Below are 19,396 nucleotides of genomic sequence, written 5' to 3'. Positions count from 1 at the left end.
GGGGTATTCTATGCGTAAAAACAAAACGTATCACCGGAAAAAGACGGTTCTTCTGTGGGTACTCTGCATGGGAATGATGGTCGGACTTGCCGGGCGGCTGGTGTATCTGTGTGTGTTCCGGTCCGTCTATTATTCCGAGAAGGCGGATGATCTGCACGAGCGGGAGCGCGGGATCAAGGCGGCGCGCGGCCGGATTCTTGATGCAAACGGGGAAGTTCTCGCGGCAAACCGCACGGTCTGTACGATTTCCGTGATCCACAGCCAGATTGAGGAGCCGGAGGCGGTGATTGCGATGCTGGTAAAAGAGCTTGGAATTTCGGAGGAGACGGCGCGGAAACGCGTGGAGAAGCGGTCTTCAATCGAGCGTGTCAAGACGAATGTGGACAAGGAGACGGGTGATACCATCCGGTCGTACGGATACGCGGGGGTAAAAGTGGATGAGGATTTCAAGCGGTATTACCCCAAAGGGAAGCTGGCGTCGCGCGTTATCGGCTTCACCGGAGGCGATAATCAGGGCATCATCGGACTGGAGGTGGAATATGAGGAAATTTTAAAAGGAATCAACGGAAAAATCCTGACGACAACGGATGCGCGCGGGATTGAGCAGAACGGCATCGGGGAGAGCCGCCAGGAGCCGGTGGCGGGAAGGGACTTAAAGGTCAGCCTGGATGTCAATATCCAGGCGTACTGCCAGCAGGCAGCGGAAAAGGCGATGGCAGAAAAACAGGCGGACAGCGTCTCGATTCTTCTTATGAATCCGCAGAACGGAGAAATCTATGCCTGTGTCAATGTGCCGGAGTTCGACCTCAACGATCCGTTCACGCTGCAGCAGGATACAACGGGACTTTCGGAAAAAGAAATTCAGGATCTGCTGAACCAGATGTGGCGGAATGCCTGCATCAACGATACGTACGAGCCGGGATCTACCTTTAAGATCATCACGATGTCGGCGGGACTTTCGGAGGGCGTTGTGTCGCCGAACGATTCGTTTTTCTGTCCCGGCTACAAAATCGTGGAGGACCGCCGGATCCACTGCCACAAGCGGACGGGACACGGAGCCGAAAACTTCGTGCAGGGCGCGCAGAACTCGTGCAACCCGGTGTTCATTGAAGTGGGGCTGCGGCTCGGTGTGGAAAAGTTCTGTGATTACTTCCGGAATTTCGGTCTGATGGAAAAGACGGGGATCGATCTGCCGGGCGAGGCATCGACGATTATGCACAAGGAGGAAAACATCGGAGAGGTTGAGCTTGCGACGATGGCATTCGGCCAGTCCTTCCAGATCACGCCGATCCGCCTGGCGGCGACGGTCTCTGCGCTCGTCAACGGTGGAAAAATGGTGACGCCGCATGTCGCAACGGATGTGCTTGATGAAGAAGGAAATGTCGTAAAGCATCTGAAATTTCCGGAAAAAGAAGGGGTTCTTTCGGAAGAAACTTCCAGGACGGTGCGCGAAATTCTGGAAAGCGTCGTTTCAGAAGGGTCTGGAAAGAATGCGTACCTCGAGGGATATTCCATCGGCGGAAAGACGGCAACCTCGCAGACACTTCCGCGGAGCGCCAACCGCTATATTTCCTCATTCCTCGGCTTCACCCCGGCGGAGCATCCGACGGTGCTGGGGCTTTGCATTATCCGCAATCCGCAGGGCGTCTACTACGGCGGAACGATCTGCGCGCCGGTGATCCGCGATATCTTTTCCAATGTACTTCCGTATCTCGGTATTGGACACAATTCTTAGGAAACCTGAGAATTGTGTCCTTCGCAGCCCTCATTTAAAGTTTTGCTTCGCAAAAGGAGGGCTGCTCACACCTGAATCACTTTCTTACGCAGCGAAACAGCAAGTGTTTCACTGCTGAGCGAACCGTAACTTGGATTATAAAAGAAGGTTGCGAAACAGAACAAAAAGCTATATACTGAATAGGCTGGAGAAAATATTTTGACATGCCTGTTCCGTACACAATCCGTACAAAAAGGAAGAGGTGCGTCTATGAAAAGAGAAATGATCCTGCCGGTTCTTCTTTCCTTTGGCATCAGCCTGGCGCTGGGGCCGGTTCTGATCCCGTTTCTGCGAAAAGTCAAAGCGGGGCAGAAGGAGCGGGAAGAGGGTGTGCCGAGCCACCAGAAAAAAGCGGGAACCCCGACGATGGGCGGCGTGATGTTTCTGGCGGCGTTTACCGCAGTTTCCCTCCTTTCCGGAAAGAGGGAGCGGAAGTGGTTCCGGTGCTGTTTCTGACGCTTGGTTTTGGCCTGATCGGCTTTCTCGATGACTATCTGAAAGTCGTGCTGCACCGCAGCGACGGGCTGTACCCGAAGCAGAAAATGGCACTGCAGGCAGTGATTACAGCAGTCTTTCTGTGGTATTTGGCGCGTTTTTCCGGAATTTCCCTCCGGATGCGCATTCCGTTCCTTCCAGGCAAAGAGCTGGACGCAGGGATTTTTACGATTCCGTTTCTCGCCTTTGTGATTCTTGGAACGGTCAACGGTGTCAACTTTACCGACGGCCTTGACGGACTGGCGGCGAGTGTGACGATTTTAAATGCTGTTTTCTTTTCCGTGGCATCGATCGGCCTCGGAAACGGTGTTTCCCCGTCTCCGCTTGCGGTTATCGGGAGTCTGCTGGGGTTTCTGGTATTCAATGTATTTCCTGCCCGCGTCTTTATGGGCGATACAGGAAGTCTGGCACTCGGCGGTTTCGTCTCGGGAATGGCGTGTTTCTTACGTCTCCCCTTATTTCTGCCGCTTGTGGGATTCATTTATATGATGGAGATTCTCTCTGTGATCCTGCAGGTGTCATTCTTCAAACTGACGAAGGGAAAACGGATCTTCAAGATGACGCCGATCCATCACCATTTCGAGCTGATGGGCTGGTCGGAGACACAGATTGTGACGGTGTTTGCTACAATCACAGCGATACTATGCCTGATCGCATTGATGGGGCTTTAAAATATGGAGGTAATCAAACATGATTTTCGCAGGAAAAAAAGTACTGGTTTTCGGAACCGGAAAGAGTGGAATTGCAGCGGAGGAGCTGCTGCACAAGAAAGGTGCTTCTGTCGTTCTTTACGATGGAAATGACAAACTCGAAAAAGAAGAAATCTTAAAAAAATTAGAGAGCCGTGACAGCGTGGAAGTTGTCTTAGGCGAGCTCCCGGAGGAGATGCTCGACAGCCTTGATCTTGTCGTTTTAAGCCCGGGCGTTCCGACGGATCTGCCGGTTGTCCTTAAAATGAAAGAAAAAGAGATTCCGGTCATCGGTGAAGTGGAGCTGGCGTATCAGGTAAGCCGCGGAAAAGTGCTTGCGATTACCGGTACTAACGGAAAGACCACCACAACATCGCTGCTCGGCGAGATCATGAAAGCATATCAGCCGGAAGTAAAAGTGGTCGGAAACATCGGAACCCCGTACACATCCGCGGCACTCGACACGACAGATGATACCGTAACGGTTGCCGAGATCAGCAGCTTCCAGCTGGAAACCATCAAAGAGTTCCATCCGGCGGCAAGTGCGATCACAAACATTACCGAGGATCATCTGAACCGCCATCACACGATGGAAGAGTATATCCGCGTGAAAGAGTGTATCACCGAAAATCAGACGATGGATGATCTCTGTGTGCTGAATTATGAGGACGAAATCCTGCGCCCGTTCGGCGAGAAACTGATGGCAGAGAAGAAAGTACAGGTGATGTACTTCTCGAGTCTGCGTGCGTTAAAGGACGGCATCTATTATCAGGACGGCGAAATCCGCATTGCAAAGAACGGCGAGACGGAGCTTCTGACCAGAACCGACGACTTAAAACTGCTCGGCCTACATAATTTTGAAAACGTCATGGTTGCTTCTGCGATGGCACTTCATGCAGGCGTGCCGATGGAAACTGTCCGCAAAGTCATTCAGGAGTTTGCAGGGGTAGAGCACCGCATCGAGTATGTCTGCGAGAAGGACGGCGTGGCATATTACAACGATTCCAAGGGAACGAATCCGGATGCGGCCATCAAAGGCATCCAGGCGATGAACCGCCCGACTCTGCTGATCGGCGGCGGCTACGACAAGCAGTCCACCTACGAAGAGTGGATTCAGGCATTCGATGGAAAGGTACGTTTCCTGGTTTTGATCGGAGATACGAAAGAGAAGATCGCAAAAGCGGCAAGAAACGTCGGATTCAACGACATTATCATGGCAGACAACTTAAAAGAAGCCGTACAGATCTGCCACGACAAGGCAAATGCAGGGGATGCGGTTCTTCTTTCCCCGGCCTGCGCAAGCTGGGATCAGTTTAAGAGCTATGAGCAGCGCGGTGAGCTGTTTAAGGAGTACGTAAGAGCACTGTAAAAAGTCATATCAGGAAACTATCCCGCATAAGCTGAAAAAGAGCGAACGGCGGGTGTGGCGCGGATGCGGAAGGAAAAAGAGAAAAAAATAGATGGGACGCTGCTGGTGACGGTATGGATTCTGCTTGGCCTTGGCCTTGTGATTCTGTACAGCGCCAGCGCGTATAACGGCCGGGTCAGATTCCATGACCCGGCTTATTATTTCAAGAAGCAGCTCTTTGCAAGTGCGCTCGGTGTAATCGGTATGTATGCGGTTGCAAAAATAGATTACCGGCGGCTGTTTGCACTGGCACCGTGGTTTTATGCGGCTTCCCTTGCGCTCTCGACGGCGGTGCTCTTTTTCGGAAGTGAGTACAACGGCTCGAAGCGGTGGTTAAAGCTTGGCCCCTTATCGTTCCAGCCCTCGGAATTTGCCAAGATGGCGGTGATTCTCTTCCTGCCCTGGGTGATGGAGCACACGAAAGGCCGGTCCGACAGTCTCTGGTTTATGACAAAGGCGGTGCTGTGCACCCTGCCGATTGCAGCGCTTGTCGGAAGCAATAACTTAAGTACGGCGATTATTTTGCTCGGAATCTGTGCATTTCTGATCTTTATTTCACATCCGGGCTACCTGCCGTTTCTCGGAATCGGAGGCGCCGGCATCGGGTTTATTGCCGTTTTTCTGATGATGGAGAGCTACCGCCTCGAACGCCTTGCCATCTGGCGCAACCCGGAGGCGTACGAGAAGGGGTTCCAGACCATTCAGGGACTCTATGCGATCGGCAGCGGGAGAATCTTTGGCTGCGGGCTTGGAAAAGGCCTGCAGAAGCTTGGCTTTGTGCCGGAAGCGCAGAATGATATGATCTTTTCGATTATCTGTGAGGAGGGCGGACTGTTCGGCGCCTGCCTGGTGATCGCCGTGTTTGCGGTGCTGATCTGGCGCTTGATGGTTATTTCGATCCATGCGCGGGATCTTGGCGGAGCACTGATTGCGGGCGGAATTATGGGGCATATTGCGCTTCAGGTGATTCTGAACATCGCGGTTGTGACAAATACGATTCCGAATACCGGCATTACGCTGCCTTTTATCAGTTACGGCGGCACCTCCGTGTTGTTTCTGCTCGGCGAGATGGGGCTTGCCCTGTCGGTCTCGAGGGACACCGATTAAAAAGGCGGAAAAGCGCTGCAGAACGGGAACAAAACGGGAGTGTAATGCATACCGTAAAAAGAGAGGCCGGATGGGAGAGAACAGGTGGGAGTATATCAGATTCTCGGCGGAAGGCGGCTTTGCGGAACGGTAACAGTCCAGGGTTCCAAAAATGCCGTTCTTCCCATGATCGCGGCGGCGGTTCTGACAAAAGAGGAGGTCGTGCTGGAAGGCTGCCCGAAGATTTCCGATGTGGAGGATATGGCGGAGATTGTAAGAAGCCTTGGCGGAACAGTCTGGTGGGAGAGGAATGCGCTCCACCTGAACTGTGAAAAGATCGAAAAAAGCCGTGTGGAGGGAGCGCTTTCGAAGAGACTGCGCGCCTCTCTTTTGTTTCTGGGAAGTCTTCTTGCAAGGACAGGGGAGGCATACCTTGCAGGGGCCGGCGGCTGCCGGATCGGAAAGCGGCCGACGGACCTGCATCAGAGGGCAATGGAGCTTCTGGGAGCCGAGGTCTTCGAGGAGGACGGCACCATTCGGGCAAAGGCAGATCATCCGAAAGGAGCCGTGCTCTGCTTTCCGAAAAAGAGTGTCGGGGCGACGGAAAATGCGGTTCTTTTTGCTGTCGGAGCGGAAGGTGCAACAAGGCTGGAGCATTGTGCGCGGGAGCCGGAAGTGGTTCATCTCTGCCGGTTTCTTAAGGCCATGGGAGCGGAGATTACCGGCGAGGGGACGGAGCAGATTACCGTTTACGGAAGGCGGGGAAAGAGACTGCTGTCCGGCTGCCGGTATCGTGTTCCGGGTGACCGGATCGCGGCAGGGACGTATCTTCTGATGGGCGCGGCGACGCGGGGGCACCTGACGCTTTCCGGCGCGCCGCTGGACGAAATGGGGGCGGTTCTGTCCCTCTATCAGAAAATAGGTGGACAATATACAAGGAAGAGTGGTACACTGGTAGCAGACAGCAAAAACGTGCAGCATGCTGTTCCGTACGTGGAGACAGAGGAATATCCCGGTTTTCCGACGGATCTGCAGTCGCTGTATCTGGCGGCAGCGATGACGCTGGAAGGAAAGAGCTGTATCTGTGAAAATGTATTTGAGGACCGCCTCCGGACGGCAGAGGAGCTGCAGAAAATGGGCGGTACGCTGCAGATCTGCGGAAAATGGCTGACGGCCGAAAAAAGCCGTCTGCACGGTGCAGAAGTTGTTTCCCAGGATCTTCGGGGCGGCGCGGCACTCGTATCGGCGGCGCTTGCCGCAGAAGGATTTTCCACAATCCGGCAGACAGAACTGATTGAGCGGGGGTATGAACGGTTTCCAGAAACGCTCCGGGAACTCGGAGCCAAGATTATCGTAGAAAAAGAAATATGAGACAGAAAAAAAACAGAAAAAAGAAGAAAAACAGAAAAATACGGATTCTGACCGGGGTGGTGCTTGGCGTCGGCCTTGCAGGTGCCTTGTTTTTTAATGTGTTCAAAATCCGCAATATCCAGGTGGCGGGGAACACCCGGTATACAAAAGATGAAATCAAAGAGATGGTCGCGGACGACAAGTGGATGAAAAACACGGTGCTTCTTACGACGTTTCATTCGAAGGTTGATATGAGCGATATTCCTTTTATGAACTCCGTGGAGTTTACGTTTGTAAGCTATGACACCATCTGCATCCAGGTAAATGAGAAAAAAGTGGTCGGTTATGTCGAGTACGAGCAGAAGGTCTATTTTGACAAGAACGGCATCGTGCTGGAGTGCGTGGACGAGGAGCAGGAAACACCTGCGGAGGGTGAGCCTTCCGACGGAACCGCCTCCGATGGAACGAGTGCGGATGGATCTCTTACGAGTGAGTCGCTTGCATCCGAAAGCGTATCATCCGATGGCACAGCATCCGAAAGCAGTACGTCCGACGGTGCGCTCTCGGCGGATACGATTAAAAGTGCACGTGTGACAACGACAGACTTTCAGCCGACCCTTTCCGATGTTCCGCTTGTAACAGGACTTACGTTTGACTATGTGACCGTGAACAAGCAGCTCCCGGTTGAAAAACCGGCAGTTTTCCGCACCATGCTCGCACTTACGAGAATGACGGAGAAATACAATATCACGCCGGACAGTGTGGAATTTAATGAGAACAGCGAAATTATTCTGCATTACTATGATACCGTGCGGATTCTGCTTGGAACCGATACGGCGTTAGAAGAAAAGATGACGCGCGTAGCAGCAATCCTGCCGAGCCTTTCCGGTCTTTCCGGAGAACTCCATATGGAGGATTACAAGGACGGCGACAGCAGCTTTGTCTTCTCGAAAGATGTATAAGAGGAAAGGAAAGCCGTCAAAAAAACGCAATAATCCTGAATTTTTTATGAAATACGAAAAAAACAGTTGATTATTTTCCGAAGAAATTATATTATATCTTTATGTATGACCATCAGAATATCAGACTATTTTGAGATAGACAGCAGTTCATAATCAAAAGGAGGAAGTTGAAATTGTTAGAGATCATGACAAATGAGGCAGAATCATCTGCAAAGATTATCGTAATCGGTGTAGGTGGTGCAGGAAATAATGCTGTAAATAGAATGGTGGAGGAATCCATCGGCGGCGTTGAATTCGTTGGAATCAACACCGATAAACAGGCGCTGACCCTCTGTAAGGCACCTACCATTCTCCAGATCGGCGAGAAGCTGACCAAGGGACTGGGCGCAGGAGCAAAACCTGAGGTTGGAGAGAAAGCAGCCGAGGAGAGCATCGAAGAGCTCAAACAGATCATGGAAGGCGCTGATATGGTATTCGTCACCTGCGGTATGGGCGGCGGAACCGGAACAGGTGCAGCACCGGTTGTAGCAGGCGTTGCAAAAGAAATGGGCATTCTGACTGTCGGCGTTGTAACAAAACCGTTCAAATTCGAGGCAAGAACCCGTATGAGCAATGCGCTGATGGGAATCGAAAAACTCGAGGAAAACGTAGATACCCTGATCGTGATCCCGAACGACAAACTTCTTGAAATCGTAGACCGCCGGACAACCATGCCGGAGGCATTAAAGAAAGCAGACGAGGTTCTGCAGCAGGCCGTACAGGGCATCACAGACCTGATCAACCTGCCGGCACTCATCAACCTCGACTTCGCAGATGTTCAGACCGTTATGACCGACAAGGGTATCGCCCACATCGGTATCGGCGAGGCAAAGGGCGACGACAAAGCGCTCGAGGCTGTACAGCAGGCTGTTTCCAGTCCGCTGCTTGAGACCACCATCGAGGGTGCAAGCCACGTTATCATCAACATTTCCGGAGATATCTCCCTTATGGATGCAAACGATGCTGCAAGTTACGTACAGAATCTGGCTGGAGAGGATGCAAACATCATCTTCGGTGCTATGTATGATGATTCTGTTACCGATACAGCGAAGATCACCGTTATCGCAACAGGTCTCAACGATGCAACGGCGAAACAGGCAAGCGTATCCCGCAAAGAGCCGGCAGATGCAAGAAAGAGCGCATTTTCCAGCAGCAGCTTCTCTGCACAGGCAGCCGCTCCGGTACACACTGCTCCGAAAGCTTCCGCTCCGGTACAGCCGCAGCCACAGGTTCAGGTGCAGCCGCAGGTACAGGCTCAGCAGACCATGACAAGCAATGTTCCGAAAAAGGACATCCAGATCCCGGATTTCTTAAGAAACCGCAGATAAGCAAAGAATAATAAGCAAATAACGAATTTACCTCGACACGCCGCAGACCGAAAATGTTGCGGCGTGTCGAAGTTTGTTGATCAAAAAAGAAGGTCATTCTTCCGAAAACGACAAAAAATTCACCCCCTTCCGTCTATAATAGGGTCTGTTAGAAATTCAGACCATGCAAAAGGCGCAGGGGGTGTTTTTTTGCACTATGAGATCTTTCTGGATCTTCTCTTTGCAGAGAATCTTCTGCTGAATTATACTATTCTGCGCCTTTCCTCCTTTCTTCTGAAACGATCTGCCACGCGAAGAAGGAGTTTTGCGGCAGCCGCGCTCGGCGCCGGTTATGCGGTGCTGTATGCCGTGTTTGCACGGTATCTGCCGGGTGCGCTGCTCGCCCTGGTCGGAATCGGAATTACAACAGGGATGGTGAAATCTGGCTGCAGAATCACGACAGTACGGGATCTTGTGGTGGGAATGGCAGGCTATATACTGTCCGGTTTTCTGATCGGCAGTGCATACCGCCTGTTCCGGGAGCTGATGCCGGGAAGGGGAATTTTTCTTTTTCTTCTTTCCGGGAGTGCCGCATATGCGGGAACACTCCTCCTGCTGAAGATCCGAAAGGAGATGCTCCTGGAACACGCCAGGCAGGTTACGGTACAGCTTGTGCAGAATGGGAAATGGAAAAAAGTAAAAGGACTGTACGACACGGGCAATACTTTGCGGGATGCCACAACCAAAAAGCCGGTCTCGGTCGTACCGTACACTGTGATACTCGAATTGTTCCCGGACGAAATGCGGACAGGGATTGCGGCGCTTGCAAGGCACGAGACGGTGCCGGAGCCGGAACGGCTTCTTGCGCTGCAGCCCCGTTACATACCGTTTCGCGGACTGGAAGGCCGGGGCTTTCTGCCGGTGATCCGGATCTCGGAAATGATTCTTGTGACAGAACATACAGCCAGGCACATAAGCGGACCGCTGATTGCGCTTGGCGGAGAAAATAGTTCATCTCCCAGGGGCTATGAAATAATTTTGCATCCAGATCTCATGGAAGGACAGGAGGAATGAAGTATGCTGCAGGCTGCACTGCCAAACGGATTCCGGCTTCGTATGCTGCCGCGGTCCGTGCCGGCTGTATTTCGTCAGACAGGAGAAATTTTTTATATCGGGGGCACAGATGTTCTCCCGGCGCCTTTGGAAGGACAGGAGGAGGCCGATGCGATTGCGGGGCTTTCCGATCCGGAAAACGAGACGGCAAGGAGCGAGCTGATCGAACACAACCTGCGTCTCGTCGTCTACATTGCACAGAAATTTGATAATACAGGAGTTGGTGTGGAGGATCTGATTTCGATTGGAACCATCGGCCTCATCAAGGCAATTAACACGTTCAATCCGGAAAAAAAGATCAAGCTTGCCACGTACGCGTCCCGGTGCATTGAGAACGAGATTCTGATGTATCTGCGGAGAAATAACAAGACACGGATGGAGGTCTCGATCGATGAGCCGCTCAATGTAGACTGGGATGGAAATGAGCTTCTTTTGTCGGATATCCTCGGAACGGAGGAGGATGTGATCTATCAGGGGCTCGAGCAGGAGGCGGAACATCGCGTGCTGGGAAGCGCAATCAGCAAGCTCTCTGAGCGGGAGCAGGTGATCGTGAAACTCCGGTTTGGCATCAATATGCCAGAGGGGCGGGAGAAAACGCAGAAAGAAGTCGCGGATCTTCTTGGAATTTCACAGTCGTATATTTCGCGGCTGGAAAAACGGATTATGAAACGGCTGCGGAAAGAGATTGCGCGGTATGAATAAAGAATAGAAAAATTTCCTTTCTCAGGGCGTGTTTAAAAAAAATTTTTCAAACACGCCCTAAGCAATTGCTTGTCTTTTTCTGATAAGAAAAGTATAATAGAAAGCATAGTGCAAAACAGGAAGACAAACCGGACAGAACGGCAGAACGGTGCCGTTCTGAAATCTGAGTTTTGTACGAAGAAAAAAGGGAGGAAATAAAAGAAATGGAACGAGAGACATTCCAATCGCGCCTTGGCTTTCTTCTGCTTTCGGCAGGCTGTGCCATCGGCATCGGAAATGTATGGAAATTCCCGTACATGGTAGGAAACAACGGAGGCGGCATTTTCGTGCTGTTTTATCTGTTGTTCCTTGCCATTATGGGAGTTCCGATTCTGTCGATGGAGCTTGCCATCGGAAGAGGAAGCAAAAAGAGTACCGTGCGCGCGTATGGGGAACTGGAGAAGAAAGGGCAGAAGTGGCATATCCATGGATACGTTGCCCTCATCGGAAACTATCTGCTGATGATGTTCTATACGGTTGTTGCAGGCTGGATGCTGTATTATTTTTACAGCTTTTTAACCGGAAAATTCAGTGGCCTTAAGGGGGACGCTGTAACTGGAAAATTCAATGAGATGCTTTCATCTCCGTCTATTCTTGTCATCACGATGCTGCTGATCACGATTGCAGGCTTTCTGATCTGCTCTGTTGGTCTGCAGAATGGTGTGGAGCGTGTCACAAAAGTGATGATGATTGTACTGATGGTCGTTATGATTTTCCTTGCGGTTTACAGCTTTACAATGCCAGGCGCAAAAGAGGGTCTGAAATTTTATCTGGTGCCGGACAAGCAGCAGATTGAACAGGTGGGACTGTTCCACATTATCACAAGCGCGATGAGCCAGGCATTCTTTACGTTAAGTCTTGGTATCGGCGCAATGCTGATTTTCGGAAGCTACTTAAACGGAGGAAAATCGCTGCTCGGAGAGGCGATCAATATTGCGGTGCTCGATACGTTTGTAGCCATCACCGCAGGTCTTATTATTTTCCCGGCGTGCTTTTCCTATCACGTACAGCCGGACAGCGGCCCGAAGCTGATCTTTATGACACTGCCGCACATCTTCACCTCGATGAAGGGCGGACGGATTTTCGGAAGCTTTTTCTTCCTGTTTCTGTTCTTTGCGGCACTGTCCACTATCATCGCTGTATTCGAGAACATCATGTGCTGCTTTTCCGAGATTTTCGGTGTTTCCAGAAAACAGTCAGCAGTCATCAACTGCATTCTGATCATTTTAGGATCCCTGCCGTGTGCACTCGGCTACAATGTGTGGTCCGGATTCCAGCCGCTCGGCGCAGGAAGCACAGTTCTCGATCTTGAGGACTTTATCGTCAGCAACCTTCTGCTGCCGGTCGGTTCACTGATCTATCTTTTATTCTGTACATCAAAGTGGGGATGGGGATTTAAAAATTACCAGGCAGAGGCAAGTAAGGGCGATGGTCTGAAAGTGCCGGACTGGATGCGATTATACCTTACGTATATCCTTCCGCTGCTGCTTCTTGTATTAATTGTCCAGGGACTGATTGGATAAGCAAAAAGAGAAGAAAAAAGGTCAATATCAGATAGAAAAAAGATAAGAAAAGAACTGGAAAAAAAGCAGAAAATACGAGATAATAAAAGACAAGAAGCCAGTCATGTGCCGGAACCCGGGATTTCCTTTGGGTGTTCCGCACATGTTGGATAGAAAAGTATGCAGGAGAAAGGGGAACAATATGGGAAAATTTACACCATTGGATTTCGAAGAATACGTAGCGCTTGCCCGTCAGGCAGCAGCAGAGGGATGTGTCCTTCTGAAAAATGACAACGAGGCGCTTCCGCTTCGCAAGGGGGATAAAGTAGCCGTTTTCGGAAGAATTGCATTCCATTATTATAAGAGCGGACTGGGCTCCGGCGGACTCGTCAACACCAAATATGTGGTTGGCATTCTGGATGCCTTAAAAGAAGAAAAAGACATCACGCTCGATGAGAATCTTCTTGGAACATATGAGAAATGGATCGAGGAAAATCCATACGACGAAGGCCAGGGCTGGGGAAAAGTGCCGTGGTCCCAGAAAGAGATGGAGCTCACCGACGAGATTGTGGAGAGCGCAAAAGGCGCCGATGCAGCTATTGTTGTTGTAGGCCGTACCGCAGGTGAGGACCAGGACAACAAAAACGAGGCGGGCAGTTATCTCTTGACAGATACCGAGCGTGAGATGGTAGAGAAAGTCAGCAAAGCGTTTGCAAGAACGATCGTTGTGCTGAATGTCGGAAATATCATCGACATGAAATGGGTGAAAGAGTGCAATCCTGCAGCTGTTCTCTACGTATGGCAGGGCGGTCAGGAAGGTGGAAACGGCGTTGCCGATGTGCTGATGGGAAGAGTCAGCCCGTGCGGTAAACTGACGGATACCATCGCAGAAAATATTGAGGATTATCCGTCGACCAGCTGCTTTGGCGATCTAGTAAGAAACGAATACAAAGAGGATATCTATGTAGGATACCGCTACTTTGAGACTTTTGCAAAAGACAAAGTATTATATCCGTTCGGATTTGGTCTTTCCTACACAACCTTTGCAGTAACCGCAGAGGCGAAAGAGAAAGACGTCGATCAGGTAACCGTAACGGCAACCGTAGAGAATACAGGAAAAACGGCCGGTAAAGAAGTTGTTCAGGTATACGTAAAAGCTCCACAGGGCGTTCTTGGAAAACCAGCCCGCGCACTCGTCGGCTTTGCAAAGACCGGTATTTTAGCTCCTGGAGCAAAAGAGACCGTGACCATCAATGTGGCAAAAGAAAGCTTCGCATCCTATGATGACAGCGGTGCAACGGGACACAAATCCTGCTACGTACTCGAAGAGGGCAGCTATGAGTTTTATGTCGGAAGCGATGTCAGAAGTGCAGCTTTCGCAGGCGCTTACGAGCAGCCGTTTAAAGTGGTTGAGACGCTGACCGAGGCAATGGCGCCGGTCGAAGCGTTTGAGCGTATGAAAGCCGTTGCAGGTGAGGACGGCACATTAAAACCGGGATACGAGGCAGCCCCGCTGCGCACCGTAGATCCGGCAAAACGCATGAAAGAGAACCGTATGGAGCCGATTCCGTACACCGGAGACAAAGGCTATAAGCTGGGCGATGTGCTGGATAAGAAAGTAACCATGGAAGAATTCGTGGCACAGCTTTCCGATGATGATCTGATCTGCATGTTCCGCGGCGAGGGTATGTGCAGCCCGAAAGTAACGCCTGGAACCGCAGCTGCTTTTGGCGGTCTGACACCGGAATTACAGGAGTTTGGCATTCCGGCATCCTGCTGTACCGACGGTCCTTCCGGACTTCGTTTTGACTGCGGAACAAAAGCCTTCTCCATGCCAAACGGTACGCTGCTTGGCTGTACGTTCGATCTTCCGCTGGTAGAAGACCTGTACGAGATGGCAGGACGCGAAATGAGACAGAACCGTGTCGATGCGCTTCTTGGACCTGGTATGAATATTCACAGAAATCCGTTAAACGGACGTAACTTTGAGTATATTTCCGAGGATCCGTACCTGACCGGATGGATCAGTGCTGTACAGATTCTTGGTATGGAAAAATCCGATGTAACCGGAACCATCAAACACTTCTGCGGTAATAACCAGGAGTCGAAGCGCCACACCGTAAATGCGGTTGTTTCCGAGCGTGCACTGCGCGAGATCTATCTGAAAGGATATGAAATTGCAGTCAAAGAAGGCGGCGCAAGATCCATTATGAGTACATATGGACCGGTCAACGGTATCTGGACCGCAGGAAACTACGATCTGTTAACCACCATTCTCCGTGGTGAGTGGAACTACGATGGATTTGTTATGACCGACTGGTGGGCAATGTCGAACCGTGAAGGATACGAGGCAACAAGAACGACACATGCACCGATGGTATCCGCCGGAAATGATGTCTTCATGGTATGCAATGACTGCACCGATATGAGCCAGGATGATGTGAAAGAAGCACTGGAAAAAGGTGAAATCACAAGAGGTGATCTGCAGAGAAATGCCATGAATGTCCTTCACTTCATTCTTGGAACACCATGTATTTTACGTTTCCTTGACCGCATCAGCGAGGAAGAAAAAGAAGCACAGGAGCAGCAGGGAGATAACGATTTTGTTGCAGCAGACCTGGTAACGTATGAGGCAGATCCGGAAACAGGTGATGTTGTCATTGACGCTTCCGCATGGGAAAATAAAAAAGGAACAAGCGAAGTCTGCGGTGTTTCCATTCTGGCAGATAAAATGGGAACTTATGATATCGAGATGGAAATGAAAGCAGACCTCGAAGACCTGGCACAGCTTTCCGTTACAGTATATATCGACAATATTGTAAAAACCGTTATCAGCATCCGTGGAACAAAAGGCGAGTGGATCAAAGAGACCAGAGATCTTGGCTTCTTCTTTGGATCTAATCACTATCTGAAACTGTATTTCGGTGCAAACGGCATGCAGCTTGGCAAGATTCGTCTGAAATTAAGAGAAGGCATGGAAGCGCTGAGCAAACACGAGGAATAAATAAAAAAAGAAATACAGAGAAAAACCGGAACCCGGGAGCCGCTGCTTAGAAGCGGTGCCGGGTTCCGGTTTTTCGTATGAAAGAAGATTTTTATGGAAGAAGCTGTTTTTTAGTGAAGCTCGTCCTCATCCACATCAATCACATTGTCATCGTGCAGGATTTTCTGCTGGTTGATCTCGGTCTGGATGACGTTTTTGATCCGGCGTTTTGCGCGGCCCATGTAGTAGGTGGTGACAAGATCGGAAATGCCGCTGTAGACAAGGCAGATACCGATGAAAATGTTTGTGGTTGCAACGGCATCAAACGGATTGGTACAGATGATGATGCCGAGAACGCTGGTTAAAAGAGCCAGCAGGAACTCAAGCCACCATTTTTCCAGCCCTGTTTTTTTGAGGTTGAACGCCTTCTGAATGCTGAGCAGTCCGTTTGCCAGAAGGATGATACCGATGACAACCGGGATGAATGCGATTACAAGGTCACTTTCAAAGATAACGAAGCAGCCGAACAGAATCAGTACCAGGGCAACGAACAGATCGTAGCGGAAGAAAAACGGCTCGCCGCGGCTTGCAATGTAGCGGATCAACGCAACAACGCCGCCAAACAGGAGCAGTGCTCCGGCGATATAACAGATCAGCAAACTCGTTTTTACGGGGTAGACGATCAGCACGATACCTAGTATAATAGAGACAGCGGCTGAAAGCAGGAAACTGTTTTTCACATCCTGAAAAAATTGTTTCATAAGGATTCTCCTTTCCACTTGAATGTGGTTTTTCGTTTGCTTTTATAGTAGCTTTTCAAAGCAGAAAAAGCAATGGACAAATTGAAAAAAATGTACGAAGAAATGGAATCGTGAAACGGAAGAAAGAGAGGGTAAAAAAGATGCAGGACGAACAGAAAAAGTTCCAGGAGAAGCTCTCCGAATTGCTGTCATACGCCAGAGACCATGAAAATAAAGTAACGATGAAAGAAGTCAGAGACTTTTTTGAAGACTTTGCACTGGATGAGCAGAAAGTCACCTTTGTCTGCGAATATCTGACGATGGAGCAGGTCGATGTGGCAGATTATGAGCCGGGCGTCGTGCCGGAGGAGACCGAAAAAGAAAAGAAAAAACCGGAGTTTTCCGAGGAGGAGCTGCGTGCCTTACAGCAGTATCTTGACGAACTGCCGGAGACAGAAACACCGTCGGAGGAAGAAACGGCAGAGCTTTACCGGAAAGCGGCAGAGGGCGATTCCCTTGCAAAGAGCATGCTCGTGCAGCTCTGGCTTCCGAAAGTTATTGAGACCGCAAAAGAAATGCACACCCGCGATTTCTTCCTGATGGATCTGGTGCAGGAGGGAAATGTCGGACTTTTAGTAGCGCTGGAGTCCGTTGTAAAAGCTGAGACGGCGGAGCAGGCGATTGATGCGGCTGTGCGTGAGACGATCAGCGATTTCATGGAAGAACACAGAGTTCAGAAACACAAGGACAATACTGTAGTCAATAAAGTAAACCGCTTAAAAGACGCCATCGAGGAACTCTCCGACGGCGATGACATGGATTTCAGTGTGGCAGAGCTTTCCGCGTATCTTGACATGTCCGTGGAAGAGATTGAGGATATTCTGCGGATTGCAGGCGAAGAGCCGTAACAAAAGGCTGGTATTTGCACAGAAACTGTGTGAATTGGCAATAAAACAAAAGCAAAGGAGAAAAATACAATGGTACATCATATTGTTATGTGGAAATTCAAACCGGAAGTAGAGGATGCAAAGAAACCGGAGCTGAAAAAAGCGATGGCAGAGAACCTGAAAAGCCTGGTCGGCAAAGTGCCGGGACTGTTGACGGTTGACTTTGTAGAAGCACCGCTTGCATCTTCCACCCATGATATGGCACTTGTCACAACACTGGAAAAAGCAGAGGATGTAGCTGTATATGCAAAACATCCGGAGCACGTAAAAGTAGCAGACACCTATGTACGTCCGTACACAACGGAGCGTGCAGCACTCGATTACGAAGAGTAAAAACAAGCACGGACTTTAGCTCGTTGCCCGTTTAAATAAAAAAGTATCCCGCTTCCCCAAAAGGAACGGGATACTTTTTTTGTGCCGAGAAGATCAATTCCTGATCTGGTGAATACGTTTCATTTAAGTGTTTTTCTGTTCTTCCTTCTGCAGTTCGTCAATTGTAAGCAGCAGCTCATCGATGGAAACCTTTTCGTCCTTCGGATTTTCCGTAAATTCTCTGACCAGTTCTTCGTACGTTCTTCTTCTGTGTTCCAGCGCTTTCCGCGACCGCTCCCGCCGGATGCGGCGGACATACCGCAGGCGGAGGACAAAGAGCAGAATCAGAACGAGAAGGACAAACGGCATCGCCAGAAAAACAGGATCTGCCTTCCGGATACGGGCAAAAAGGGATGCACCGGCCGAGGCAAGATGGCGGAACCAGGAAGCGGCATGCACAGTGCCTTTCCAGAACGCTGCGAAATGGGAAGCCACAGATGAGAAGGAAACCGTGGATGATGCCGGTGCTTTGGAAATGGCCGGTTCCGGTGTCTGGGTTATGGCCGGTGTTTCGGTCGGCGTCGCAGTGGCAGTCGGCGTCGGTGTCGCCGTCGGAACCGGTTCAAACGTTACGGCAAGGGTATGATCCTTCTGGATATCGGAAAATGTGTAGCTGTCCGGATATTCCGTCACCGGCAGATACAAGCCGTCCACCGAGAGCTTCGCGAGCCGGAAGCCTTCGTCTGCCGTGTAGGAAACGGTTTTTTCCTCTCCGCTGGAAACTTCCCCGCCCTCGGACACCGAGCCATGCTCCGCCGCGGAAGTGGAAACCGTGAACAGATACGGCACCCGGGTGCGGTAGAACTGCACGTACCGTCCACCATCTGCCTTTGTTACGTTTACAATCGCAATAAATTCCCCAGGATTTGTCTCACAGAGGCCCTCTGGTTCATTGATGGTGATATCGTCGGAAAAGCCAAAATCAACCGTGTCGTCCGCAAGCAGTGTTTTCTGCGAGAGCGAGTATGTCTGGATAAAGTTTCCGATTCCGAGATGCATCGTCAGCGGAAAAAGAAAAAAGAGATCGCCGGAAACACAGAGATCCTGAAAGTTTTCCATGTAAAAATCGAAGGGATACGTGCCCCAGTCATCCATCACCTGAAGTGAGGCATCGAGGAGTTTAAAGCCGTAGCCGCCGTCCGCATCGGTCTGGATCAGATAGCCGCCGGTGGAGGGAAGATAATCAATACCGAGAATATTGTAGCTTGTCGAGAGCTGGATCCGCTCTTTCTGCTCGAGAGTATCCGGGTCGAGGCGGAAGATACATCCGTAATTGGAAGCATCCGGGCTGCTGTAGCCGCTCACGAGGATTTCATGTGTGACGGGATTGTATGCCATACCGTTTGCGTGAGCAAAGTCTGCGTCCCTTACCTGATGCGCGAGGGAATACTGCGTAACGGGATTTCCGTCTGCGTCTGTATCATTTTTATAGTAGGCAGAGACTACGTCCGGCTCTGTCGTCAGATCATTAAAATTTTCGATGCAGATGATATAATCTTCCGTCGCACAGACGGACTGCACCGCGCCGTTGCTGCCGAGAATCGGATATTCCCCGACCAGTTCCCAGGAGGCACCGGTAAACGGCGTACTGGAGGCAAAACCAGCCTGACAGAGTATGGGATGAGCGAGGAAGAGAAAAATACCCAGAAAAAGGGCAAGAAAAAAACGGCCGGATTTCTTGCCAGTGGGAGATTTTATCGAAAAATTTGTAAATGCAAGCCGCATATGATGTGTAGGTCCTTTCTTACAGAAAAAAGGTGAACTTTTTCTGTCATCCTATCTTACCACGGAACCGGCGGAAAGTAAATGAAGGAGGGATGGAGATTTTCTTACATATCGTTTAAGAAAATGTAATAATTTTGTAGTGTTTGCCGATGCAAAGTAGTTG

Annotated in this window: 14 protein-coding genes and 1 pseudogene; 13 read left to right on the top strand and 2 right to left on the bottom strand. The window is 50.4% G+C overall.

The window, feature by feature from the left end; all coding sequences use genetic code 11:
* Nucleotides 1-10 precede the first annotated feature (10 nt).
* The 11 genes and pseudogenes from DW965_RS11210 to DW965_RS11160 all read left to right on the top strand — a co-directional run bounded on the left by DW965_RS11210 (nucleotide 11) and on the right by DW965_RS11160 (nucleotide 15,470).
* Nucleotides 11-1,735, top strand: a complete 1,725-nt coding sequence (locus DW965_RS11210; protein ID WP_117760485.1) for a peptidoglycan D,D-transpeptidase FtsI family protein — start codon at nucleotides 11-13, stop codon at nucleotides 1,733-1,735.
* Between the two features lie 249 nt (nucleotides 1,736-1,984).
* A pseudogene (gene mraY / locus DW965_RS11205) lies at nucleotides 1,985-2,940 on the top strand (phospho-N-acetylmuramoyl-pentapeptide-transferase).
* Between the two features lie 19 nt (nucleotides 2,941-2,959).
* Nucleotides 2,960-4,327 (top strand): UDP-N-acetylmuramoyl-L-alanine--D-glutamate ligase, encoded by a 1,368-nt coding sequence (murD, locus tag DW965_RS11200; protein ID WP_055226952.1) that lies wholly within the window; start codon nucleotides 2,960-2,962, stop codon nucleotides 4,325-4,327.
* Nucleotides 4,328-4,390: 63 nt separating this feature from the next.
* Nucleotides 4,391-5,473 (top strand): FtsW/RodA/SpoVE family cell cycle protein, encoded by a 1,083-nt coding sequence (locus DW965_RS11195; RefSeq protein ID WP_117509641.1) that lies wholly within the window; start codon nucleotides 4,391-4,393, stop codon nucleotides 5,471-5,473.
* Nucleotides 5,474-5,557: 84 nt separating this feature from the next.
* Nucleotides 5,558-6,823, top strand: a complete 1,266-nt coding sequence (gene murA, locus DW965_RS11190) for a UDP-N-acetylglucosamine 1-carboxyvinyltransferase (protein ID WP_117760484.1) — start codon at nucleotides 5,558-5,560, stop codon at nucleotides 6,821-6,823.
* Nucleotides 6,820-7,764, top strand: a complete 945-nt coding sequence (locus DW965_RS11185) for a cell division protein FtsQ/DivIB (RefSeq protein ID WP_119198398.1) — start codon at nucleotides 6,820-6,822, stop codon at nucleotides 7,762-7,764. The genes murA and DW965_RS11185 overlap by 4 nt, the downstream gene beginning before the upstream one ends.
* 185 nt (nucleotides 7,765-7,949) lie before the next feature.
* A complete protein-coding gene (gene ftsZ / locus DW965_RS11180) occupies nucleotides 7,950-9,131 on the top strand; it encodes a cell division protein FtsZ (protein WP_055219889.1) in 1,182 nt (393 codons plus the stop codon).
* Between the two features lie 189 nt (nucleotides 9,132-9,320).
* The gene (locus tag DW965_RS11175) at nucleotides 9,321-10,184 is read left to right on the top strand and encodes a sigma-E processing peptidase SpoIIGA (RefSeq protein ID WP_158554986.1); all 864 of its coding nucleotides are present in this window, start codon (nucleotides 9,321-9,323) and stop codon (nucleotides 10,182-10,184) included.
* A gap of 42 nt (nucleotides 10,185-10,226) precedes the next feature.
* A complete protein-coding gene (gene sigE / locus DW965_RS11170) occupies nucleotides 10,227-10,925 on the top strand; it encodes an RNA polymerase sporulation sigma factor SigE (RefSeq protein ID WP_330377007.1) in 699 nt (232 codons plus the stop codon).
* Between the two features lie 203 nt (nucleotides 10,926-11,128).
* Nucleotides 11,129-12,487, top strand: a complete 1,359-nt coding sequence (locus tag DW965_RS11165; RefSeq protein WP_055265757.1) for a sodium-dependent transporter — start codon at nucleotides 11,129-11,131, stop codon at nucleotides 12,485-12,487.
* Between the two features lie 181 nt (nucleotides 12,488-12,668).
* A complete protein-coding gene (locus tag DW965_RS11160; RefSeq protein WP_117760482.1) occupies nucleotides 12,669-15,470 on the top strand; it encodes a glycoside hydrolase family 3 protein in 2,802 nt (933 codons plus the stop codon).
* Nucleotides 15,471-15,580: 110 nt separating this feature from the next.
* On the opposite strand, the gene DW965_RS11155 is transcribed toward DW965_RS11160, so the two are convergent.
* Complete coding sequence (locus DW965_RS11155) at nucleotides 15,581-16,210, bottom strand: HdeD family acid-resistance protein (protein ID WP_022462612.1); 630 nt, start codon at nucleotides 16,208-16,210, stop codon at nucleotides 15,581-15,583.
* Nucleotides 16,211-16,350: 140 nt separating this feature from the next.
* Between DW965_RS11155 and DW965_RS11150 the strand changes: the two genes are divergently transcribed.
* Together DW965_RS11150 and DW965_RS11145 are read left to right on the top strand one after the other, a co-directional pair.
* Entirely contained in the window at nucleotides 16,351-17,097 is a 747-nt protein-coding gene (locus tag DW965_RS11150) for an RNA polymerase sigma factor region1.1 domain-containing protein (protein WP_147342020.1), read from the top strand.
* Between the two features lie 69 nt (nucleotides 17,098-17,166).
* Nucleotides 17,167-17,469: a Dabb family protein gene (locus DW965_RS11145; protein ID WP_022462610.1), complete on the top strand. Its 303-nt coding sequence runs from the start codon at nucleotides 17,167-17,169 to the stop codon at nucleotides 17,467-17,469.
* Between the two features lie 123 nt (nucleotides 17,470-17,592).
* Here the strand turns inward: DW965_RS11145 and DW965_RS11140 are convergent, their stop codons facing one another.
* Entirely contained in the window at nucleotides 17,593-19,233 is a 1,641-nt protein-coding gene (locus tag DW965_RS11140; RefSeq protein ID WP_117760480.1) for an InlB B-repeat-containing protein, read from the bottom strand.
* Nucleotides 19,234-19,396 lie beyond the last annotated feature (163 nt).

This window comes from Blautia sp. AM47-4 (genome assembly GCF_003479865.1).
GTDB lineage: Bacteria > Bacillota > Clostridia > Lachnospirales > Lachnospiraceae > Fusicatenibacter > Fusicatenibacter saccharivorans.
The sequence above is the reverse complement of the archived record's forward strand: the minus strand, read 5'-3'. Positions and strand labels throughout refer to the sequence as shown.